Raw genomic sequence first — 20,754 nt, forward strand, 5'->3', positions numbered from 1 at the left:
AGGTACTCCTCTTTCTGGCCCTAGTATAGAGAGGAAGTGCAATGAAAGCGCAACCCATAGTGTAATAAGTAGTGATCCAAACGCTAAGCCAGGAAGGAAGCAGAGAATAACCGACAGAGCGATGGATAGAGGAATACCAACTTCGACAACTGATACTGCACATCAACTCGTTTTATCAGCTTTTACTGATTTCTTTAATCTCGTTGGTTAAAACACGAGCGTTCAGCAGAGTCTGGTTGGTCATCTGGGAGGCAGCAGGCAGGCATTGAGTTGGGATTGCTGCAGCACGGGGTAAATCTGGAACCCAGCGAGATAGCGCGCACGCAGCGTCTCATCCTTGATACCCTCGGCCAGTCCTTCAATGATCTTGGCTGCCTCCCCAATGGCTAGCCGCGCTTGCTTTTGATCTCCTCTTGCTTGATACACCCTTGCCAACCTCGCCAGGATCTGCCAGCGCTCCGCCGGCAAGCCGAGGTTCGCGGCCAACTGCTCGGCCTCGCGCAGGTATCCGCTGGCCTGCAAGTCGTGCCCATGCCACTCTGCTAAGGCTGCCAAAGAGCGCAGATAGGGAAGGCGGAAACGCTGACTGGAACCAAGGCATTCACCCAAGCGCTGCACTTCTTCCCGCACCTGGCGCTCCTCTCCAGTGTGCAGTAACGCCTCCGTTTCAGCATGCGAGGAGAAATCCCAAACGATCAATGACACGTTAGCGCGCTTGCGCAGGCTGATGGCCTGCAACGCATGGCGGGAGGCCGTTTCCCACTCTCCAGTCAGAGCATAATGCAGGCACAGCCGCGAGAGTGCGAGCACACGCCAGGGTTCCCTTCCTCCCCTCTCGGCTGTACCTACTGCCTCTTGGAGGGCAGCCCGCGCCTCTTCCCACTGCTGTAATGATTGATAGACACTACCCAGGGCAGTGAGAAAGGACGGGAAGAAATCCGTCAGCGGAAGGAGCCGCGCCAGTGCAACGGCATGTTGCATGAGACCGAGTACCGTTTCATACTCCCCTGTCTCCAGCAATACATACGCCAGGCGGCTCATACTATAGACTTGTGCCCAAGGGTTCTTGCTCTCCCGAGAGAGCGCCAGCGCCCTACAGCTACTTGCCATACTCTCCTGCATCTGCCCAGTATGTAATCGTGCCATACCCAAACCCATGCAGCACAAGGCTTCCGAGGCACGATTGGTCAAAGGTTGGGTGAGAGGAGGGCCAAGGGCAAAGTAGGGAAGCGAGAGTTTACGCACAGCAAGCGGTTCGTGGTCAAGTGCAGCATAGAGCACATAGGCCTTTTCCAGAAGAGGTATCGCTTCCTCGAACTCTCCTCCAAGAAGGCGGATCACGCCTAGTAAGGAGAGACTTCTGGCTTGCAGTTCCTGATCTGCTATCTCACGTGCCAGGGCCACAGCCTGCTTGCTATGAGGCAAAGCCTGCTTTGGATTTGCCCAGAGGATGCCGCTGATCTGGGCCCAGTTCCACGCTGTTTCCGCCTGAGTTCGTTGATCGTGGCGACTCTGAGCCTGTTGCCAGGCTTGCTCAAGCAGCGCTTGCACCTCTGATCTATCCCTGGTCTGCTGGACGGCCAGGACCGCCAAGCGATTGAGGGTCATGCTCACCAGAGCTGAGAGTTTGTGTTCTTGTGCATAAGCCAGCAGTTCTTCAGAGACCTGCTGGGCGGATGTCCAGGCGTTCTGGAAGGCATAAGCTCGCTCCAGGCAAACGTAAAGGGGTTCGATCTGCGAGGGAGAAAGCTCACTCTGTAGAGACTGGTGGGTTTTGAGCAAGACTCGTGCCTGTTCGTAATGTCCGATGGCCTCCTCGACGGCAAAGACGGCCCGCGCCTCATCGCCCGCCTGCACACTATAGTGATAGGCCAGGGAAGCCTCCCCAGCCGCGAGCGCATGATAAGCCAGTTCAGCAACTCGTACACCCTCAGACTCAAGCATCGTTAGGGCGCGCCGGTGCAAGACGGCTCGTCTTGCAGCTCCCAGTTCAGTGTAGACCACGTCGCGCATCAGCTCATGGGTGATGCGATAGCTGGCCGGTCGCCCTGACTCAGCTGGCTCTTCGCGCAGGATTCCACTCCTGACAGCTTCCTCCAGAGCCTCCACACCTGTCTGCAGTTCCAGATCAGCTAGTTGCCATAAGCTGTAAGCGCTTGTTGAATGGCCCAGCACGGCACTGACCTGCACCAGGGAGCGTGCTGGCGAGGGCAACTTCGCTAGCCGCGTCTGGATCAACGCTCGTACTGAGGGAGGGACTAGTTCGCGCTCGCACCTCCACCGAGCCAGGGCAGCCACCAATTCCCTTGTCGGAAAAAGCCGACTGACTCCATCGGTCGTCAGCTGCGGGATCAGCCATTGCCGATCCCGTAAGAGCTTGAGCGTCTCCAGTACGTACAGCGGCTGCCCATCGGTGCGTGCAAACAGGAAGTCACTCAGCACGGCCAATGGCCTCTCCCAAGTAGACGAGGCAAAGGCTCCGAAGGACTGTTCCAGGTCGTGATCCCCCTCTGCCACAAGAGCCTCCAGGAGTTGCAAGGTCTCTGTCTGACTCAGCAGCGGCAAAGAAACTTGGGTAAGCGGCAGGTCGCGATCCAGATCCGAGAGCTGAGCGGCCAATTCCGGGGTGAGTTCCACCCCTTCACTGCGCACCGTACATAGCAATAGCACCCGACTACCATGCTCTCTCCAGGCATGTCCCAGGTAACGCACCAGATTGAGGGAGGCACTATCTGCCCAATGCAAATCTTCCAATAGCAGCACCAGCGGCGCACGCCGCGCCAGAGCTGCCAGTAGGCGTACGACCGCTTCAAAGAGCCGCAGCTTGTCTGAAAACTCATCGTGAGTAGGGATCGACAGATCGGGATAGCGCACCTGTAGTTCAGGCAGGATGCGAGCAAGCTCGGCCAGCCACAAATCTTCCAGTAAATCTTCAGGGGCGTTTTCCGCCTCCAGGCGTGGTCGCAGAGCTTCAACCAACGGCTGATAGGGCAAGCGACCTCCCAGCTCGAAGGCATGCCCAGAGAGAATATCCGCCCCCTGTGCCCTGGCCCAGGCGACAAACTCATTGGCCAGCCGCGTTTTGCCGATGCCAGCCTCCCCCAGCAACAGCACCGCCTGAGGTTGTCCAGCCTGTGCCAACTGGTAATGTTCCACGAGATCACGGAAGGCTGCAGCCCGTCCCACCAGCGGTACTACCAACTCGCCGGGAGGTTGAAACACTGTAGAGGTGGAAGAATGGATCGCAACATGGCCGCCGCTGGCCTGGGTCGCACGAATGCCCTCGGCCAGGGCTTCAGTCTTTGCATCCGGGTTCATGTGCAACGCCTCGGCCAGCCGATTCTGCAAGGTAACATAGACCTGCAAGGCGGAACTCGCATCGCCTTGTGTCACATACACGCGCATAAGGCGTCGAGAGGCCTCCTCCGACAGCGAATCCAGGCTCAGCCAACGGGTGAGGGTAAGGCGGGCCTGCTCCATCTCACCCGTTGCCTCCTGCCAGGCCGAGAGCCGCTCACAGAGCGTGAGCAGCCGCACTTGCCACTTCTCCTGCTGCTGCTGGTGCCATTCATCAAAGCAGGTTTCCTCACGCAGCCAGAAGCCATCAAGGAAAGGGCCGCGCACGAGGGAAATGGCGTTCTGAAGTTGTGCGACCAGAGCATCGTATTCTGTCTCTGATGGGATCGCAGAGGACATCTGAGCCTGTTTAAAGGCCAATTGCACCTTATCCAGGTCTAGTTCCAGAGGAGCCTGTGGGTTCAGACCGAGCAAATCGTGTTCAACAAGGAGATGACTGTGTGAGGCTGGAGTGCAGGCAGGCTCATCGAGCAGGTGGCGCAGCAAGGTCAGGACATTGCGTAGGGCGGAACGTGCCTCATGGGCAGCACTATCGGGCCACAACAAGGTAGCCAGCTTGCTGCGCGGATGTAAGCCCCCTCGACAGCGAGATAGAAAAGCAAGGCCTGGGCCTTGCGCAAGGAAAAGGTCAGGCGATTACTATCATGAAAGATTTCTGGCGGGCCGAGTACGGCCAGACGTAAGAGACCCATGGCAGTCCTCTTGTGTATAGGACACCCTGGCTCCTTCCAGAAGCGTTCCTCGAAACGAGGCAAAGCCTCTGTGAGTGATGGTCGTCCAGTTCAGCCCACCCCGTTCTCGGGTCGGCAAGGACAAGAAGTAGGTCACACCGTACGACACCTCCCTCTGACGAGAGAGTATCATAGCAATCGGTAGCTGGTCAAGCTCAGCCCGCAAGGCAGATGCGGCTGTCTGTGAACAGAGGAAACATCCGCACGGAGGCATATCCTATTATTCATTGCGCTGCGCGTTACATATTCGTTGCTCCTGTTTCTCACACTTAGGAGAGAGGAATAAGATCCACCTCTCCAGTATCAAAGCGTGTTCCTCAAAGAAATATGTGATCTATGTGGAAGTTGGACAGGGCATAGTAACCGTAGTGCAACGGTTGTAATTGAGCAAACCGCTTCGGCATACATTCCCTGCTTATCGGCGCTGTCTGAGCATTGGCAATCCCTGTCGCGCTCCCAGAGTGATGAACGGCTCAATCTCTGGTCGATATCCAGGTGCAAGAAGAAGACGATAGCGTTGAGCGATCGTTGCCACTAGTAAAGTCATCTCCATCATAGCAAAGTGCTGCCCAATGCAACGATGAGGCCCATTCCCAAATGGAATCCACGTGTCGGCTTCTCTGGCTTGTTGATACAAGGAGGTAGGAAGATTGATCCGTTCCGGGTCAAATCGCTCTGGCTGCACCCAAAAATCTGGGTGCCGATGAAGCAAGTAGGGACTCCAGATGAGGATGGTATTTTTCGGCACTGTATAGCCCCCAAGTTCGTCTGCTTCTCTGGCCTTGCGCATTTCCAACCAGCCTGACGGATAGAGCCGCAAGGTCTCTTCAAGAATTAATCGGAGATATGGAAGTCGGAGCAGGTCAGCTCCTGTTGGCAGTCGGCCAGCAAGGACATCATCCAGTTCCTTATGCAAACGTTCCTCAACCTGAGGATGTTGTGCCAGCAAACACCAAAACCAGGTTAAAACGGTGGCAGTGGTTTCATAACCAGCCGCAAGCAAAGTCAGCGCTTCATCATGCACCTGCTGTTGATTCATGGGTTCTCCTGTCTCCTCATCTTTCGCCTGCAATAACAACGAGAGAAGATCCTTCCTCTCCTCATGCGTTTGGCGTTGATGTGCAATCATCTCATAGATCACGCTATCCATGAAACGCTTTGCTCGCCAGAAGCGTTTATGGCGGGGCGTCGGGAAGCGGAGTGGAGGAAAAGGAAATCGGAGATAGCTAAGGAAGAATTCGTTCACCTCAATTAATGCCTGGTTAAAGGGATCGAGGTGCTGACTGAAGTCGCTCCCAAAGAGGGTACGACTGGCAATTCGCAGCGTTAAGCGTTGCATCTCATGGAGGAGAGGAAGCGGTCTACTCCCTTCACCATCCACGTCCCAGCACTGGAGCATCCCGACCGTTTCTGTGGTCATGATAGTATCAAATGCCGCGATGTAGCTTTTGTGAAAAGCTGGTTGAAGAAGCCGTCGTTGTCGAAGCCAGGATGCTGGCTCCAAATTAGTGACCAGCCCATTGCCGAGCCAGGGACGCAGCATGCGAAAGAAAAGCACATCTTTATCATACTTGTGACTGTTCGTTTGTAACACCCTCTTCACATCTTCTGGACGATTGAGAAGATAGGCAGGCCAGAGAGCAAGTTGGAAGCGAACCGTATCTCCATAGGTTTGGATGAGCGTGTTGAGGAAAAAGAGTAGATCGTGTTGGACCGCAAAGTTACTTTTCCACGGTTGAAAGGCAGACGGCCCGGGTGGAAGCTTGCACCGGTAAGGACTGGGCGTTGATGAAAATGGCATCGGACAATTTTCCTTTCGTGCTACTCATCAGAAGGTGCATCAATTGAGAGTATATCATATACACCCTCTCTCTCTGTTCCTATCATCCTCCATTGTTTTCATTAATAAGTAAACTAAATAAATATGCTTGCTTGTTTTCTCGTAAAGTATAATACTAAATAGGAATATATATATTAACAACTAAGGAGAACGAACCGTGAAGCGGCTTCTGCCATTTTTTAGTGCATTTTTTCTGTATCTGTTTCTACTTCCCCTTTCTTCCACTTACACATATGCAGACAGCACGACCAGTTGTACTCAGTCTTTTGTTCCTGTTACCCTTTCAAGCCTCGACCCAACGATCTACCATGTTGCCACCTGGCTCTGTTCTCAAGGGCCGATCGAGGGAAAGACTGTTCAGGTTCTGGTTCATGGATCAACCTACGACCATACGTATTGGGACTTTCCCTCTCTTACAGAAACCAACTCCTATGTCAGACGGATCACCAGCGCTGGATATGCGGTCCTTAGCCTTGACAGGATCGGCACAGGGTTGAGCGACCATCCTCCAGCTCTCCAGGTGACACTCCTCTCGAATGCCTATGTGCTTCATCAAATCATCCAGCAGTTGCGCAATGGAAGTTTTCAAGGAGAAAGTTTTTCCAAGATTATCCTTGTAGGCCATTCATTTGGCTCAACAATCGCTATTACAGAAGCTTCTTCTTATGGGGATGCTGATGGAATAATTATCACAGGAGTTATGCATACGGTGAATGCAACAGGGGCCGCTGCGGTGATTGCGTCTTTCTATCCAGTGAACCTCGATCCAAAATTTGCACAGAGCAATCTTCCTTCTGGATATTTAACGACAAAACCAGAAACACGGAGTACAAGCTTTTATAATACAGCAGATACAAATACTTCTATCATCGCAGAAGATGAACAATTAAAACAAACGATCACAAATGGAGAGCTTGCAACGGTTTTCGTGGGCTTGAGTCCAACAAGCACTTTACTGATACAAGTGCCAGTCCTTGTAGCGGTTGGAGAAAAGGATATTACCGTTTGTGGCCTCGCGCTTTCATGTGCAACGAACGCGGCAATTGTTGCCAGGGAATCCACATTCTACTCACCGCATGCATGTCTGGAAGGTTACGCGCTCTCTTCCTCTGGTCATTCTATAAACCTTCACAACAATACGTCTCGATGGCTGCAAGCCGCAATCGATTGGGCAAATCGCAGAATAGGAAGCTCATCTACCAATCCTCCCACACAACTATGCCAATAGATGTCAAAAGGAATTGCCTGCGTTCTTGAACGACTATAATGGGCTACCTGTTTGAGGGAGAGGAACACAGACGACGAGCTGACGCTTGCCATCTTCCCTCCTCCCTTATTCTTCTCAAAAGCGCCATAAAAATCAAGGCTGAGTGACATTGAGCCTGCTTACCAGGATTTGATCTCTGACAGAATAAAATAGAGAAGCTTCTGTGGTACAATGAGTGGCATCATCCTTCCTGCGAGCTTCCCCTCTGTGCGGCGCTCGAAAGATCAATCCATTTGAGGAGGCTATCAAACGAACAAGGAGGCGCTTTTGATGTCCATACTCCCCGATGATTCACATCTCTCATCAAGTTATCAAGTAGATGCCGAAAATGCAGCAGAAATGGCTCGCCTGACCCGGCAATCCTACATGCTCACCGAGCATCTTGGCCTCTTCCCCGCCTCGCTGGACCTGTCTAAGAAGCGTGCATTTCTTGATATCGGATGTGGTCCTGGAGAATGGGCCTTCGCTGTTGCAGAGCAGTTTCCAACCAGTACTGTCACTGGTATCGATATCAGTTCGCTCATGATTCGCTATGCGCGCTTCTCTGCCGAAATTCATCAACGCTCAAATACGCAGTTTGAGGTGATGGATGCGCGTCAGCCACTCGCCTTTCCCGATGCCTCTTTCGATGTCATCAATGCTCGCTTCATTACCGGTTTCCAGTCCACAACAACCTGGCCCGTACTGCTAAATGAGTGCTTCCGGCTTTTGCGTCCGGGCGGGATCATCTGCTCGACCGAATTTGAAGATCTGGGTATCAGCACCAGCCCCTCTCTTACCCAGTACAATCATTTACTTATTCAAGCAGCACGGGCAGCGGGACAATGCTTTACACTGCAAGGAGATCACTATGGCATCACCGCTGTTCAAGAGCAACTCCTTCGCGACGCACGGTTTGAAGAGATCAAACAGGATGCCCATGCCCTCAATTTCTCTGCCGGTATGCCAGCTCATAACACCATGTATGACAATTTCAACACGTTCTTGAAGCTTCTCCAACCTTTTCTGGTGCGCAGCGGCTTCATCACTCAGCAAGAGCTTGATCGTCTGTATGAACAGACCGTTGAGGAGATGCAGTCCAACACATTTTGTGCCATCGCCTATTTCCAGCGTGTTTGGGGCGAGAAGCCTGGAAGCTGAGCGCGCTATCACGGTTTGTGCTTGCAAAGCATATTCCTCAAAGAAACCTGTGATCTATGCGGAAAGAGGAAAAGAGATGGCAAAACAGATGCATCACTGAACGGCTTCGATTGGCTGCTGGGGTGAGCATTGCTTCCTCGCTGGTAGTGGTTTGCGCCAGAAGGCAAGGCCGTTGTATCCCTCAACGGCATGTCAGAGAGGTAATTTTTTCTCTGACATGCCAGGAACATCTTAGAGAGAGTCTCTCCGATATCCCCTCCATCTGCCAGGTCACATCCTTGCATCACGCAGCAGGATGCAAGAACGTTCAGGCAACGTTCGGGTTGTCAAGGTAGTTCGACTCATAGCAGGTGTCTGAGAACGCGTCATCGACACACACCCGAAGCCGCACTCCATTGATGGCAGTTGGGGCCGCTGTATTATGGAGCGCCTGAGTGTGAGTATAACTCAGACTTGCCCAGGTCTGAGCGCTGGCCTGACACCCTCCGCTGTTCGACTTACGAAGCGTGCCCGGGTCCACGTTAGTGTTCGTTGTCGTATTGGAGATCGTGTAGTAGATTCTGAGCTGCACATAAACCGGATGAGCATCACAGGCTGTGTCTTGCACTGTCATTTTCACGTTAGTCAACTGGTTGGTTCCTGTGAATGTCAGATCCGCACTTCCTTTAGCTTTAGTCCCACTGGCTTCCAGATGTAGCACAGCTGGGGCTGGTGCCGTTGTTGTGGTGGTGCCTGAAGTGCCTGTGGAAGCGGCCGGCTCACATCCACCAAGAGCATCCCAGGTATGGGCACCGACGATTCCATCAATTTTCAATCCCGTGTGCTTCTGCTGATAGGCTTCCACGGCTTGAAGAGTATGGCCTCCAAAATCGCCATCTATTCCATCATGATTGGAACCAGTTGTTCCCAGGAGGCTACCTTCCCCATCAGCTTTTAACTTGGTCTGCAATATGGTAACCTGTCCATTTGTGGCGGCGTCCTTCGATCCCCTCTTGAGGACATTGCAGGTGGTTGCCTCTGCTCCCATAGAGCGCGTTGTCGCAGCAAACGTTGCCTGCGAGAGTAGGAAGATGAGGCCGAGCGCACACAGGGAAGGGATGCCCACGGTTCTGACCAGAACCCGATTGACTCTCATGCTATTCCTCCATTTAGATATATACATATACTTTCTCTCGTGCCAATGCTCCTGTTTCGGAAACAAGGGACAGAGGGAAACCGCTCCCCCTGCATTGCTCTCCGATCCTCTCGTTCTCCAGAGGCATGGTTCTTGTTGCACGAAGCATCTCAAAAAAGAGAGAAAAAGCTCACCAGTAGCTTCTTTCCATAGAGACGTACCAATAAACGAAGAACTGGGGGGTAGATAGGGAAAGTTTGCAACGAGACGCAAAAAAGCGAAAAAGTATCCAGGAGAAAACGCGCGCAAACGGATCGTCCTTCACACGCCCTTCTGTAGGAAACAAGCTATCGAACTGATATGAAGCCTGACTGTCACGGTTTGTGATTGCAGAGCGTGTTCCTCAAAGAAACATGTGATCATGCGGAAAGAGGAAAAGAGATGGCAGAACATTCACGCAACACAGACCAGACGGCCCCCGAGGATGTTACCTCTACTGATCCCGGCACCATGACAGTGCCGCCAGTTGAGGGACGTACCGATATCGACTTAGAGGATGCACAGTTAAGGCCAGAAGATATCAAAGCCGGGTCAACAACCGCCATTACCCCACCAGAGCTAGCCTCCAAACCGCCAGCAGAAGGACGTAACGATATCGCCTCCGATCTTGAGGAAGAGCAGCGCAATGCCTATTCTGCTCGGCAACAAAAAGGGAAAGGCAAACAGGCTAAATAACCTGTTTGACTGGAGAGCCATTTGCCGCTCGATTCAGTAGTAATGGCTCTTTGCAGGCATCATTTTCTGGCATATGCTCTTGCATAGCAGCATACTCAAAAACGGAAGGAGAATCTTCTATGCAAGCCTTTGAACTGAGCCAGCTTCTAGATGCACACAGACAGGGAGATAAACTCTACTTAGAATTTTTGCGCGTCCCGGCCCTGAGCATGGGATTGTATCGCTTAACGGCTGGTGGCATTGATCCACAGCAGCCACACACTGAAGATGAAGTCTATTACGTCGCCAGCGGAAAAGGGATGATTCGCGTGGGAACGGAAGAGCGCGAAGTGACGGCGGGATCGATTGTCTTCGTCGCGGCTGGCGTGGAACACCGCTTTCATTCGATTACCGAAGATATGAGCATTCTCGTCTTCTTCGCACCTGCCGAATATACACAAGCAAAGGCATAAATGGGGTGCCCTTGAAGGACACCTCTTCTATGCTGTATCCTCCCCATGTATCGCCGATTCATAGACCTCCGGCAATTTGGGGACCGTCTGATAGTTGCGCAATTCAGATGGATCGATCCAGCGCATGTCGACGGCCTCCCAATCGGTCTGGATGCGTTCAGGTGCCAGAACAAAAAAGAGAAAAGGGTGAATATAAAAGTGGCGGCCCAACTCTTCATCGACGTGTTCCACTACCTGACCGCGTCTGACCATACGCACCTGATCCGCTTGCAACCCGGTCTCTTCACGAATCTCGGTATATGCCTGCTCGTCTGGCGTCACACCTGGCTCGACAAAGCCGCTGATCCCGGCCCAATGCGCATGATAGCTGCCGACACGCTGACTGCGCTGTACGATCAGGATGCGCGAATCGTTGGGATCGTTGCGTTGTAGAAAACAGGTAACGACATGGGTTGGACGAAGATTATGCTGTTCTTTTTGCTCACTCATTGCTGATTACCCCTGCAAATAACTTGCTAGTTGTCGTATAGAGTTATGATACGTTATGTTATAGATAGTCTACCAATAGCGGCTCATCACTCTATCCACGTCCAACAGGTCTCGATAGGTACATTGAAAAACTTTTAGGTATCAGTACTAAATCCCTACCGATGAACAACTATGGGTTATAATAACCCGGATGCGGTCCCTAAAAAGATCAAAGATCTCTAAACGGGAAAGGGAACAACTATGGGAGTAAAAAAACACTATGTCAACCCTATCAGTACAGTCTGTTTTTCAGCGTCATAGAGAGCCAGTCTACCAGGCGTTACGCTCGGCGATCGATGCTATAGAGACACAGGCAAGCACAGCACACAGCGAACTACAGGCATTTTATGGGCAGATGAAATATCATCTAGGTTGGGTCGATGAGCATTTTCATCCAGCGATAGCCAACACAGGCAAATACTTGCGGCCAACGCTCCTCCTGCTCGCCAGCGAAGCGGTTGGAGCGGGCGAGAATGACGATGCCTTGTTGCGCCGCGCCCTGCCAGTGGCGGCAGCAATCGAGCTAACACACAGCTTTACGCTTATTCACGACGATATCGAAGATGGCGACGAAGAGCGACGCCATAGACCTACGCTCTGGAAGCTCTGGGGCGTTCCCCAGGCTGTGAATACGGGAGATGGCCTGTTTTCGCTGGCTCGTCTGACCCTATGGAAAGCGCTGGATGAGGGAGTATCAAGCAGCGTCGTGGCGCGTCTCGGCATGCTCTATGATCGCACCTGCCTGGCAATTACGGAGGGGCAACACCTCGATCTGAGCTTTGAAGAACACCTGGATATCCCCACACAAACCTATTTACAGGTGATCGAGCGCAAAACAGCCGCCTTGATTAGCTGTTCGGCAGAGATGGGAGCAATTCTGGCAACCACCGATCAGGAAAGCATTCAGAGCTTGAGCCAGTTTGGACGCGCGCTAGGCCTCGCCTTCCAGGTGCGCGACGATATGCTGGGCGTGTGGGCCACTGAGGAAGAATTGGGGAAGACGCCGGCGGGCGATATCTATCGTCGCAAGAAGAGCCTCCCGATCATTCATGCCCTCGCGCACGCCAATTTCGCAGACCAGCATCGTCTGTATGAAATTTATCGACAGAAGGCGGAACTGACGAATGAGCAGGTAGAGCAGGTGCTAGCAATTCTTGATGCGACGGGCACGAAAGAGTTCTGCAATTCTTTCCTGACACAACAATGCAACGCCGCGCTTGACGCCCTGGCAAACATTGCCACAAAGGACCGCCCCCACAGCCAGCGCGCCCTTGCCGACTTAACACTGCTGGTGCGCTTTGTCAATCAGGCATAATATTCATTTATGAGTCATCCCGGACGTTTTCTCTGTGGCTCTCGCATACCTCAGCGCCTTCGGCCCTTCGTGCTGACTGAGGAGTGGATGGTGGTTGGTGTGGGCTGCACCCACACCAACCACCATCCACTCCTCAGTCAGCGAGCCGCCGGGCGACGAGCAGTGCGGGCAGAGGGCACAGCAAAAAACGTCCGGGATGACTCATAAATAAAATAGGATGAGAGAGATTGAACCGGTACTATTCGGCGTCACTTCTGATAATCCCAAGCGTCTATAATAAGATAGATGCAAGACAACAAAACAAACTCAGGAGTAACCGTTATGTGGACACCACCAGAGCCAGCGGCTATAGATACAACTCTATCATCAACGGGCGGCATGAGGCTGCATTCCGCCACTGGCGAGCATTCCTGGCGTGAATTGCTTGCTGCCTGGTGGAAGGCGACGCTGGCTGTCCTCCCTGTCTTTTTGCTCACCCGCTTCGTCTTCTTGCTTTTGACCTATTTCGGCGGTATTCTTTTCGTCCTGCCAAATTATTCTGCTAACTCGCTCTCATTGCATGATATTCTCTTCAACTGGAACCGCTGGGACGCCATCCGTTTCGCCACCATCGCCTCTCAAGGGTATATCAAGCTCGATTACGCCGCCTTCTTCCCTCTCTTCCCAACATTGGAGCGCCTGTTGAGCGATCTCACGCATCGCGACCCGATGCTCAGTGGCCTGTTTATCTCCAACCTCGCGTTTTTCGGCGCACTGATCGTTCTCTATCGCCTCACCGAAACCGAGTTTGACCGCGACACCGCCAACCGCACAACGCTCTATCTCGCGGTCTTCCCAACAGCTCTCTTCTTCTTTGCAGCTTATAACGAATCGCTCTTTTTGCTCTTTCTCCTGCTCAGCTTTTATGCGATGCGTCGGGGCAACTGGTGGATTGCTGGACTCTTTGGCGGCTTAGCAACGTTGACGCGCTCGACTGGCCTGTTGCTCTTCGTTGTCTTTTTCTTTGAATATATTCGCTACCAGCGTTTTCGGATGAAAGAGGCCAGAATGGGTCGCAAACAGGGACGCGTGATTGGACAAATTCTCGGTCTCCCGGCCTGCCTGCTGATCCCGGTTGGTCTGGGGGTCTATGCCTATGGACTCTCTCAGCGCTTCAACGATCCGCTGGCCTTCTCGCATGCTCAGGTATTCTGGCGCGAAAATATCCAGCCGCCCTGGACGGCTCCACTGCTCGCGCTCAAATTTATCGTCAAAGCGCCGCTCTTTAGCTTTTTCACGCCACACAACATCATCGACCTCACCGCCTTCGTGCTCTTCCTGGTGTTGATGCTCCTTGCCCTGTTCGGACCTGTCCGTTTCTCAAGCCAGCAATGGAGCTTCGTGCTGTTTGGCTTGATGGCACTGCTCTTTGCAGTCATCTTTCCGGGCATTCCCGGCTCCAATCCAGCGCTGCCCTATGATCCACTTCCTTCAATGCAACGCTTCGTGCTGGAAATCTTCGCCGGCTTTATCGTACTGGCACGTCTGGGACGTAATAACTGGTTCCATCAGACCTACCTGCTGCTCTCCCTGCCGATGCTCGCTTTCTTCACGTTGCAATTCCTTACCGGACATTGGACAATCTAAACAACATACTCCACGCAAGCCCGGCCTGTTCAGTTTTTCCGGGCTTGCAAAACCTGCCTCATATGTCACACTGACAATATGCCATCTCTTTGCATATAATATAACTAACTGACGTAGAGCGATATACTGTAACGGGAGTCAACCTCGCCTACCGTATACCACTTTTTTGTCGAGCCTGTAATAGACTTGGGTGCTCACTTCTCGCCATCAGACATAGGAGAAACGTGTCCCGGTTTCGTTCTTGACGTATTGTTCACACTCTTATATAGTATGCTTGGCGTATAATATACCCTTGAGTACATCTTTGCATAAGATAACAATACACAAGAACACGAAGAAATTTTTAAGCCTTTATGGGCCTGTTCACCTTTATTGCTGGGAGGTAGGCCAACGTGTCGTCATCTGTCCTGCTAATTTTTGCCCTTCTCCTTCTCATACCAGGAGCTATTGTCGCCCTGGTTGCTGGATACTTCATCGGGAGGGCCAGAAATAAAGAGCGCTTCGAGATAAGCTTACGACAGCTCAAAGAGGTCAGCGAGCAACGGCTGCTTGCTGTACAGGATGAGCAGCGCGAAGCTTTGCGCGAAGCACGCGAAGAGACCGCACGCATCCGCTCCGCCATTGAGAAAGAGAACGCGGAACGGCGTGTGGAATTGCAGCGCCAGGAGCGCCGCATTCAACAAAAAGAGGAAACTCTTGAACGTAAAATGGAGGCTCTGGAACAGCGCGAGCGTAAGCTGAATGCCAAAGAGCGTACAGTTGATCAGTTGCGCGAAGAAACGGAGGAGGTCAAGCGTTCTCAACTCGCCGAACTTGAGCGTATCGCTCAGATGACCGAGGAACAGGCGCAAGAATTGCTCCTCGCACGCATCGAAAACTTTGTACGCGCCGAAGCAGCACAGCGTATTCGCCGTATAGAAGAGCAGGCGCGCGAAGAAGCCGATACCCGCGCCCGCGAGATCATCACGCTGGCGATTCAGCGTTGCGCATCAGACCAGGTAGCCGAGGCGGTGGTCTCGGTTGTGCCTCTGCCCAACGATGAGATGAAAGGTCGCATCATCGGGCGCGAGGGGCGCAATATTCGTGCGCTGGAGGCCGCAACGGGTATTGATCTCATTATCGATGATACCCCGGAAGCAGTCATTCTTTCAGGCTTTGACCCGGTACGGCGCGAAGTCGCACGAATTGCATTGACAAAGTTAATCCTGGATGGTCGTATTCATCCGGCTCGCATTGAAGATGTTGTTGCCAAAGCGCGGCAAGAGGTCGATGCCATTATCCGCGAGGCTGGCGAGAACGCGGCGCTGGAGGCCAACGTACACGGCCTGCCACCGGAGTTGCTCAAGATTCTTGGTCGCTTGCACTTCCGTACCAGCTACGGACAAAACGTGCTGGCCCACTCGGTCGAAGTATCTATTCTAGCTGCAACGATGGCCCATGAGTTGGGGGCCGATGTCAATATCTGTAAAACGGCGGCACTGCTGCACGATATGGGGAAAGCTATCGATCAGGAGGTCGAGGGTCCACACGCTATTATCGGCGGCGAAATCGCTCGGCGCTTCGGCAGATCACCACGCATCATCCACGCGATGGTAGCTCATCACGCCAGCGATACTGAGCCTCAGACGTTGGAGGCCGCGATTGTACAGGCCGCCGATGCCATCTCCGCCGCACGTCCGGGTGCGCGACGCGAGACCATCGATCTTTACATCAAACGTCTGGAGGCACTGGAACAGATCGCCAATTCGTTTACCGGCGTCGAGAAATCGTTCGCGATCCAGGCTGGACGCGAGGTACGTATCATCGTCAGGCCCGAAGAGGTGGATGAATATACTGCCGTTCGCCTGGCAAGCGATATCGCACATAAAATTGAGGAGAGCCTCGATTATCCCGGCCAGATCAAGGTCTGTGTCGTTCGCGAGACGCGCTCAGTTGATTATGCCCGATAATACCAGCCAAAGGCGGAAAGGTGTTTCGTAGTTTCCCGATTTATCGGGAGGGACCGCACCCATTCTGGTGAAAGTGGCCCCTCCCGATAAATCGGGAAACTACGAAACACTTTTTTGCGTGTTATTATGTCTAGTGAGACAAACGAATTTGCACTAGAACTTGTACTGAAGGAACGTTGAATTATGTCAAACGAAGTTGACTTGCATACACATTCCACTGCATCCGATGGCATTTATTCGCCAACAGAGCTACTCCAAAAAGCAAAAGGAGTCGGACTGCACGTGCTGGCCCTGACCGATCACGATAGCACGAATGGTCTGGAAGAGGCCGCATCTGCTGCTCACGCACTAGATATCGACTTTATCCCTGGTATCGAACTCAATACTGACGTAGGCGGCGGCGAGGTCCACGTGCTGGGATATTTTCTTGAATATATGCGCCCCGAGTTTCAGGCAATATTGAAAGTGTTGCGCGATGCTCGCGTGCTGCGAGGACAGCGCATGGTCGAACTGCTGAACAAAGAGGGAGTTCACATCTCCTGGGAGCGCGTGCGCGAGATCGCACAGGGAGCGGTGGGACGCCCCCATGTTGCTAAAGCGCTGCTTGAGGCAGGCTATGTGAAAAGCATTCCCGAAGCGTTCGACAAATATATCGGTAAGGGCTGTCCGGCCTATGTGCCGCGCTACAAGCTCAGCCCGGAAGATGCCGTACGCCTGATCGCCAGTGCCAACGGCTTGCCTGTCATCGCCCATCCTGTCGAGCTTCCAGGGCTGGAAGAACTACGCAACTGGCTCCCTGGTCTGGTCAAAGCGGGTCTTGTGGGCCTCGAAACCTACTACGGTCCCTACACCGAACAGGAGGAACAACAACTACGCGCCCTGGCCGACGAATACAGCCTCATCCCGACCGGCGGAACCGATTTTCACGGCCCCGGCATCCATCCAACGCCGCTGGGTGGTCGCTACGTGCCCTACGAAGCAGTCGAGCAGCTCAAAGCCGCAGCCGCAAAGCGTCGCAGTCACACGCCACCAGTCTTTGAACTGCCTCCACCCGTTGAAGAGAAATAGAGGGGTTGATGTTCCCTCATGTCGTAGTCGAGCGATGTATCGCGGGAGCTTGTCGCACACTCCCGCGATACATCGCTCGACTACGACATTTTGAGATTATCTGGTTAATATTCGCATTTATGATTGTGCAGCAAATACTTCTCTACAACGATCAAGCAGTCCATCAAGCCGTTTGTCTCCCGATTCGCGGGCGTTGCGGCCCTGTCGTTTGACAGCGGCAAGCGCCTCTTCGTTCGACATGCCCCGATAGCTCACGAGCCAGGCGGCAAGCACGTGGCCCGTTCGTCCCACGCCGCCTGAGCAGTGAACGACGGTTTTCTGCTGTTGTTGTTCCGCTTGAACTAAAAACGGCACGATCTGCTCGATGAGTTGAGGCTCTTCCGCTAGATGAAAATCTTCTACTGGCACCCAGAGGACTTTCTGCTTCCCGAACACATGATAATACGTTCCAAGCAAATCGTCGTAGCCAGCCAGTTGACGGGGCGGCAATAAGCATACTACACGCATAATGCTCTGAGCTTGCATAAAGGCGATCCAGCGTTGGAGTAGCACAGATGAGACGCGCGAGAAGGGATAGCCGGGACGACGCGCCCCAAACACGAAACGATCCTGCTCAGAGGCAGCGCTGAAGCCGCGTTCTGGATTATTGATTCGCCCGGCGAGTTTCGTGAGGATTGTGTTCATCCCTGGCTCTCTCTCGTCTCTAGCGTGCTCTCTCTCCCACCGTTTGAGCGGCAACTCTGAGCTTCTGCTGCCGTTCGTCGCGCCAGCGTTTCACATCCAGCAGGCGGCGATATGCTGTGTAGATCAGAGGTTGATAAACGAGATCATGCGTCTCAAGGGAGCGCAGAGGATAGCCGCCGAAGCCGCGTTTGAACAGATAGACGCCCCATAGCTCCTGGCCCTCTTCCAGAATCTCGGGAATACCCCGGAAATTGTAGTACCAGCAACCCTTCGATTTCGCCCACTGCATGCCGGTCCACTGTAAGAGGTGATTGGGCATGCGTTCGCGATGTTCATTCGACGAGGCACCGTACATATACCAGCTCCAACGGCCCAGCCACAGAACAATCGTTCCGGCAATGATCTTTCCCTCGTACTCGGCCAGGAAGAGCGCGGCGTGATCGTTCTTGCTGAAGCTGCGCAAGACCTCGCGATAAAACACTTTGGGATGAATGCCGAAGCTATCTCGTTCACTTGTGGTCTCATAAATGCGATAAAATGCGTCAAAATCCGCATCGCTCTCGCCGCGCCTGATCGTGATGCCCTTGCGTCCCGCCAGACGGATATTGTAGCGCCACTTCTCCTTCATGCCGCTCAACAACGGCTTCTCGTCCGGGCGAATATCCAGCACCCACTCATGGCGAATATGGCTGAAATAGGGATTAGTTCGAAAGCCCTGCCGTTTCAGTTCCGTCAACCATGCCTCGTTGCCATCCTCCACACTCGGCTCAATCTTGAGCATGAACGCGTGATATTTGCGTGCCTGGGCTTTGACAAAGTTGAGAAGAACGGTGAGAGCAGGCGAGGCTGGATCATCGATAACGGGACCGCGTGGAGCATAGAAATATGGCTGTCTGAGCAACGGCGCGGAGATCACCAGAATAAGCATTGCCGCGCATAAATTTCCTGCATCGTCCACCACGCCCACATATAACGATGTGTCTCCCAAATAGGGCAGCAACTCACCCCATTCGTACGATTGCGTAATATTGCAGCATGGCGATGATGCCACAAAATCATTCCATTGCTGACGATCTGTGATGATCCGAGCTTCCATCATTCATCCTTAATCATAGACTAACTGCATCACTGCATCATATAACTCACGACGATGCTTTCCCGCGCGCAGCCCGCTCCAACTCGACCTTTTTGCGCTCCTCATGCCGTCTTGCACGCCGGATCTCGACCAGTTTGCGCCAGGCTGCGTAGATCAGGGGGCGATAAACATAATCCTGCGTTGGCATATTCATGCGTGAGAAGCCATCAAAGCCCTTTTTATATTCATAGACGCCCCACATCTCCTCGCCCGGCTCCAACACTTCGGGAATAGTGCGAAAATCAAAGTAGCTACAATTCTTCGCTTTGGCCCACAAAATACAACGATATTGCAACAGATAGGTTGGTTTTAGATTGCGTTTATGATTGGCAGAGGCTCCGAACATATCCCAGCACCAGTCACCGAAGCGAATGAGCATCTTGGCCGCAATCGCCTCTCCCTCGTGTTCCGCTAAGTAGAGGACCGCATCACCCTTGCTGGCAAACGAACGGAAAATTTCTTTGTTATAATCCTTGCTATGAATAAAGAAGTCATCGCGCTCACTGGTCAGTTTGAGCAGTTCATAATAAGTATCGAAATCGGCATCACTGGTCGCCTCACGGATCACCACGCCCTTACGCTCAGCGGAGCGCACGTTCTGCCGCCACGTCATCTTGAAGTTGGCAAGCAGTTTCGCGGCATCCGGGCGAATATCCAGCACCCAGCTGCGCCGTCCATGTATCGAGATGAGGTTCTCGCGAAAGCCAATCTTACGATACGCAGAGATCCAGCGATTCTCTTCAGGATCATCGTCGGCAATATTGGGTTCCACACGCAACACCACCGCATGTTCGCGCCGTGCGATTGTGTGGGCATAGCGGATCAGCGCCGGTAAAGCGAGTGAATCGGGACTCTCCACCGTTGGGCCACGCGAGCTATAGAGCCAGCGTAACGTCACGCCCGGCACCTTAATCGGGAGCGGCACATCAGCGATGGAGAGCATCATCACGCCAACCAGACGCCCCTCATCTAGAGCGCCCAATCGATAGATACGTGTTCCCAGATATTTATTTAACTCGCCCCATTCAAAAGACTGCAACAAGTGGCCTCGCGGCTGACGCAGCAGAAAATCGTTCCACTGCTCCCTATCAATCACTTCCTGGACAGATATTGACATGGCAACGTATCCCCGGCAGGCGGCCAGTGCATCGCGTTCAAGCAGCCTGCATAACAACCTTACATACTTTCACTTATATAGTTTCAGCTACATATTTTCCACAAACTCGCGCCTGAGCAGACTATAGACTCGGACATCGTGGTACTTGCCGAAGCGGGGAATGGCCTCGCGCAACGTTCCCTCATACTTAAAGCCAGCTTTCTCATCGGCGCGCCAGCCGCCGATATTCTCTTCCATATCCTGCGTTTGAATGCGGTTCAGATTCAACTCCATGAATCCGTAGCGCACCATCAGCTTCGTCGCCTCGGTGCCGTAACCCTTGCCCCAGACTGAGCGGTCGCCGATCGTGACATAGAACTCGGCGCTCTGGTTGAGGTGATTGATATCTTTCAGCCCGACCGTGCCGATCAAGCGGTTGTCGCTTTTGAGGGCCACGCCAAATAAAATATGTGTAAAGCTTTTATAGAGATTATCGAGGCGCTCTTTCCCGCGTGCATCGCTGGAGGGAAAGACGGAGAACCAGCGTCGAATCTCCTCATCGTTGCGCCATGTGGCATAGAGGTGATAATCCTGACCAGGCTCTAGAGGCCGAAGGTAGATACGGTCCCCGACAATAAACGGAGCATGGAAATTCTCTGTATTTTCTGTTGTATTTTCAGTCATGTATACTACACCTTCCACTAGTATTTTGACAGA

Annotated in this window: 17 protein-coding genes; 9 read left to right on the forward strand and 8 right to left on the reverse strand. The window is 53.0% G+C overall.

Annotation, left to right across the window (positions count from 1 at the left end):
• Window positions 1–240 precede the first annotated feature (240 nt).
• Both K3T83_RS13905 and K3T83_RS13910 read right to left on the reverse strand, forming a co-directional pair.
• A complete protein-coding gene (locus K3T83_RS13905) occupies window positions 241–3,903 on the reverse strand; it encodes an ATP-binding protein (RefSeq protein ID WP_220203568.1) in 3,663 nt (1,220 codons plus the stop codon).
• Window positions 3,904–4,503: 600 nt separating this feature from the next.
• Window positions 4,504–5,889, reverse strand: a complete 1,386-nt coding sequence (locus K3T83_RS13910) for a cytochrome P450 (protein WP_220203569.1) — start codon at window positions 5,887–5,889, stop codon at window positions 4,504–4,506.
• Window positions 5,890–6,085: 196 nt separating this feature from the next.
• Here K3T83_RS13910 and K3T83_RS13915 point away from each other — a divergent pair, with 196 nt between their 5' ends.
• The gene (locus tag K3T83_RS13915; RefSeq protein ID WP_220203570.1) at window positions 6,086–7,156 is read left to right on the forward strand and encodes an alpha/beta hydrolase; all 1,071 of its coding nucleotides are present in this window, start codon (window positions 6,086–6,088) and stop codon (window positions 7,154–7,156) included.
• A 309-nt stretch (window positions 7,157–7,465) separates the two neighbouring features.
• A complete protein-coding gene (locus K3T83_RS13920) occupies window positions 7,466–8,335 on the forward strand; it encodes a class I SAM-dependent methyltransferase (protein ID WP_220203571.1) in 870 nt (289 codons plus the stop codon).
• A gap of 307 nt (window positions 8,336–8,642) precedes the next feature.
• Here the strand turns inward: K3T83_RS13920 and K3T83_RS13925 are convergent, their stop codons facing one another.
• Window positions 8,643–9,470 (reverse strand): peptidoglycan-binding domain-containing protein, encoded by an 828-nt coding sequence (locus K3T83_RS13925; protein WP_220203572.1) that lies wholly within the window; start codon window positions 9,468–9,470, stop codon window positions 8,643–8,645.
• Between the two features lie 420 nt (window positions 9,471–9,890).
• Between K3T83_RS13925 and K3T83_RS13930 the strand changes: the two genes are divergently transcribed.
• Complete coding sequence (locus tag K3T83_RS13930; RefSeq protein WP_220203573.1) at window positions 9,891–10,184, forward strand: hypothetical protein; 294 nt, start codon at window positions 9,891–9,893, stop codon at window positions 10,182–10,184.
• Window positions 10,185–10,303: 119 nt separating this feature from the next.
• Window positions 10,304–10,636, forward strand: coding sequence for a cupin domain-containing protein (locus K3T83_RS13935; protein ID WP_220203574.1), 333 nt, complete (start codon window positions 10,304–10,306; stop codon window positions 10,634–10,636).
• Between the two features lie 27 nt (window positions 10,637–10,663).
• Here K3T83_RS13935 and K3T83_RS13940 read toward each other — a convergent pair whose 3' ends face one another.
• Complete coding sequence (locus K3T83_RS13940) at window positions 10,664–11,125, reverse strand: NUDIX domain-containing protein (RefSeq protein WP_220203575.1); 462 nt, start codon at window positions 11,123–11,125, stop codon at window positions 10,664–10,666.
• Between the two features lie 259 nt (window positions 11,126–11,384).
• Between K3T83_RS13940 and K3T83_RS13945 the strand changes: the two genes are divergently transcribed.
• From K3T83_RS13945 to K3T83_RS13965, 5 genes are all read left to right on the forward strand, one after another.
• Window positions 11,385–12,479, forward strand: coding sequence for a polyprenyl synthetase family protein (locus tag K3T83_RS13945; RefSeq protein ID WP_220203576.1), 1,095 nt, complete (start codon window positions 11,385–11,387; stop codon window positions 12,477–12,479).
• 9 nt (window positions 12,480–12,488) lie between these two features.
• Window positions 12,489–12,686 (forward strand): hypothetical protein, encoded by a 198-nt coding sequence (locus K3T83_RS13950; RefSeq protein ID WP_220203577.1) that lies wholly within the window; start codon window positions 12,489–12,491, stop codon window positions 12,684–12,686.
• Window positions 12,687–12,800: 114 nt separating this feature from the next.
• Entirely contained in the window at window positions 12,801–14,105 is a 1,305-nt protein-coding gene (locus K3T83_RS13955) for a mannosyltransferase family protein (protein WP_220203578.1), read from the forward strand.
• 392 nt (window positions 14,106–14,497) lie between these two features.
• Window positions 14,498–16,054, forward strand: coding sequence for a ribonuclease Y (gene rny, locus K3T83_RS13960; protein ID WP_220203579.1), 1,557 nt, complete (start codon window positions 14,498–14,500; stop codon window positions 16,052–16,054).
• A 183-nt stretch (window positions 16,055–16,237) separates the two neighbouring features.
• Window positions 16,238–17,122, forward strand: a complete 885-nt coding sequence (locus K3T83_RS13965) for a PHP domain-containing protein (RefSeq protein ID WP_220203580.1) — start codon at window positions 16,238–16,240, stop codon at window positions 17,120–17,122.
• A gap of 117 nt (window positions 17,123–17,239) precedes the next feature.
• Here the strand turns inward: K3T83_RS13965 and K3T83_RS13970 are convergent, their stop codons facing one another.
• The 4 genes from K3T83_RS13970 to K3T83_RS13985 all read right to left on the reverse strand — a co-directional run bounded on the left by K3T83_RS13970 (window position 17,240) and on the right by K3T83_RS13985 (window position 20,721).
• The gene (locus K3T83_RS13970) at window positions 17,240–17,806 is read right to left on the reverse strand and encodes a protein-tyrosine phosphatase family protein (RefSeq protein WP_220203581.1); all 567 of its coding nucleotides are present in this window, start codon (window positions 17,804–17,806) and stop codon (window positions 17,240–17,242) included.
• Between the two features lie 19 nt (window positions 17,807–17,825).
• Window positions 17,826–18,905 (reverse strand): lipid II:glycine glycyltransferase FemX, encoded by a 1,080-nt coding sequence (locus K3T83_RS13975; RefSeq protein WP_220203582.1) that lies wholly within the window; start codon window positions 18,903–18,905, stop codon window positions 17,826–17,828.
• 43 nt (window positions 18,906–18,948) lie between these two features.
• Window positions 18,949–20,058 (reverse strand): lipid II:glycine glycyltransferase FemX, encoded by a 1,110-nt coding sequence (locus K3T83_RS13980; protein WP_220203583.1) that lies wholly within the window; start codon window positions 20,056–20,058, stop codon window positions 18,949–18,951.
• A gap of 87 nt (window positions 20,059–20,145) precedes the next feature.
• Window positions 20,146–20,721 carry a GNAT family N-acetyltransferase gene (locus tag K3T83_RS13985; RefSeq protein WP_220203584.1) on the reverse strand — a complete coding sequence of 192 codons (576 nt, stop codon included), beginning with the start codon at window positions 20,719–20,721 and terminating at the stop codon, window positions 20,146–20,148.
• Window positions 20,722–20,754: the final 33 nt, after the last annotated feature.

This window comes from Reticulibacter mediterranei, from assembly GCF_016587455.1.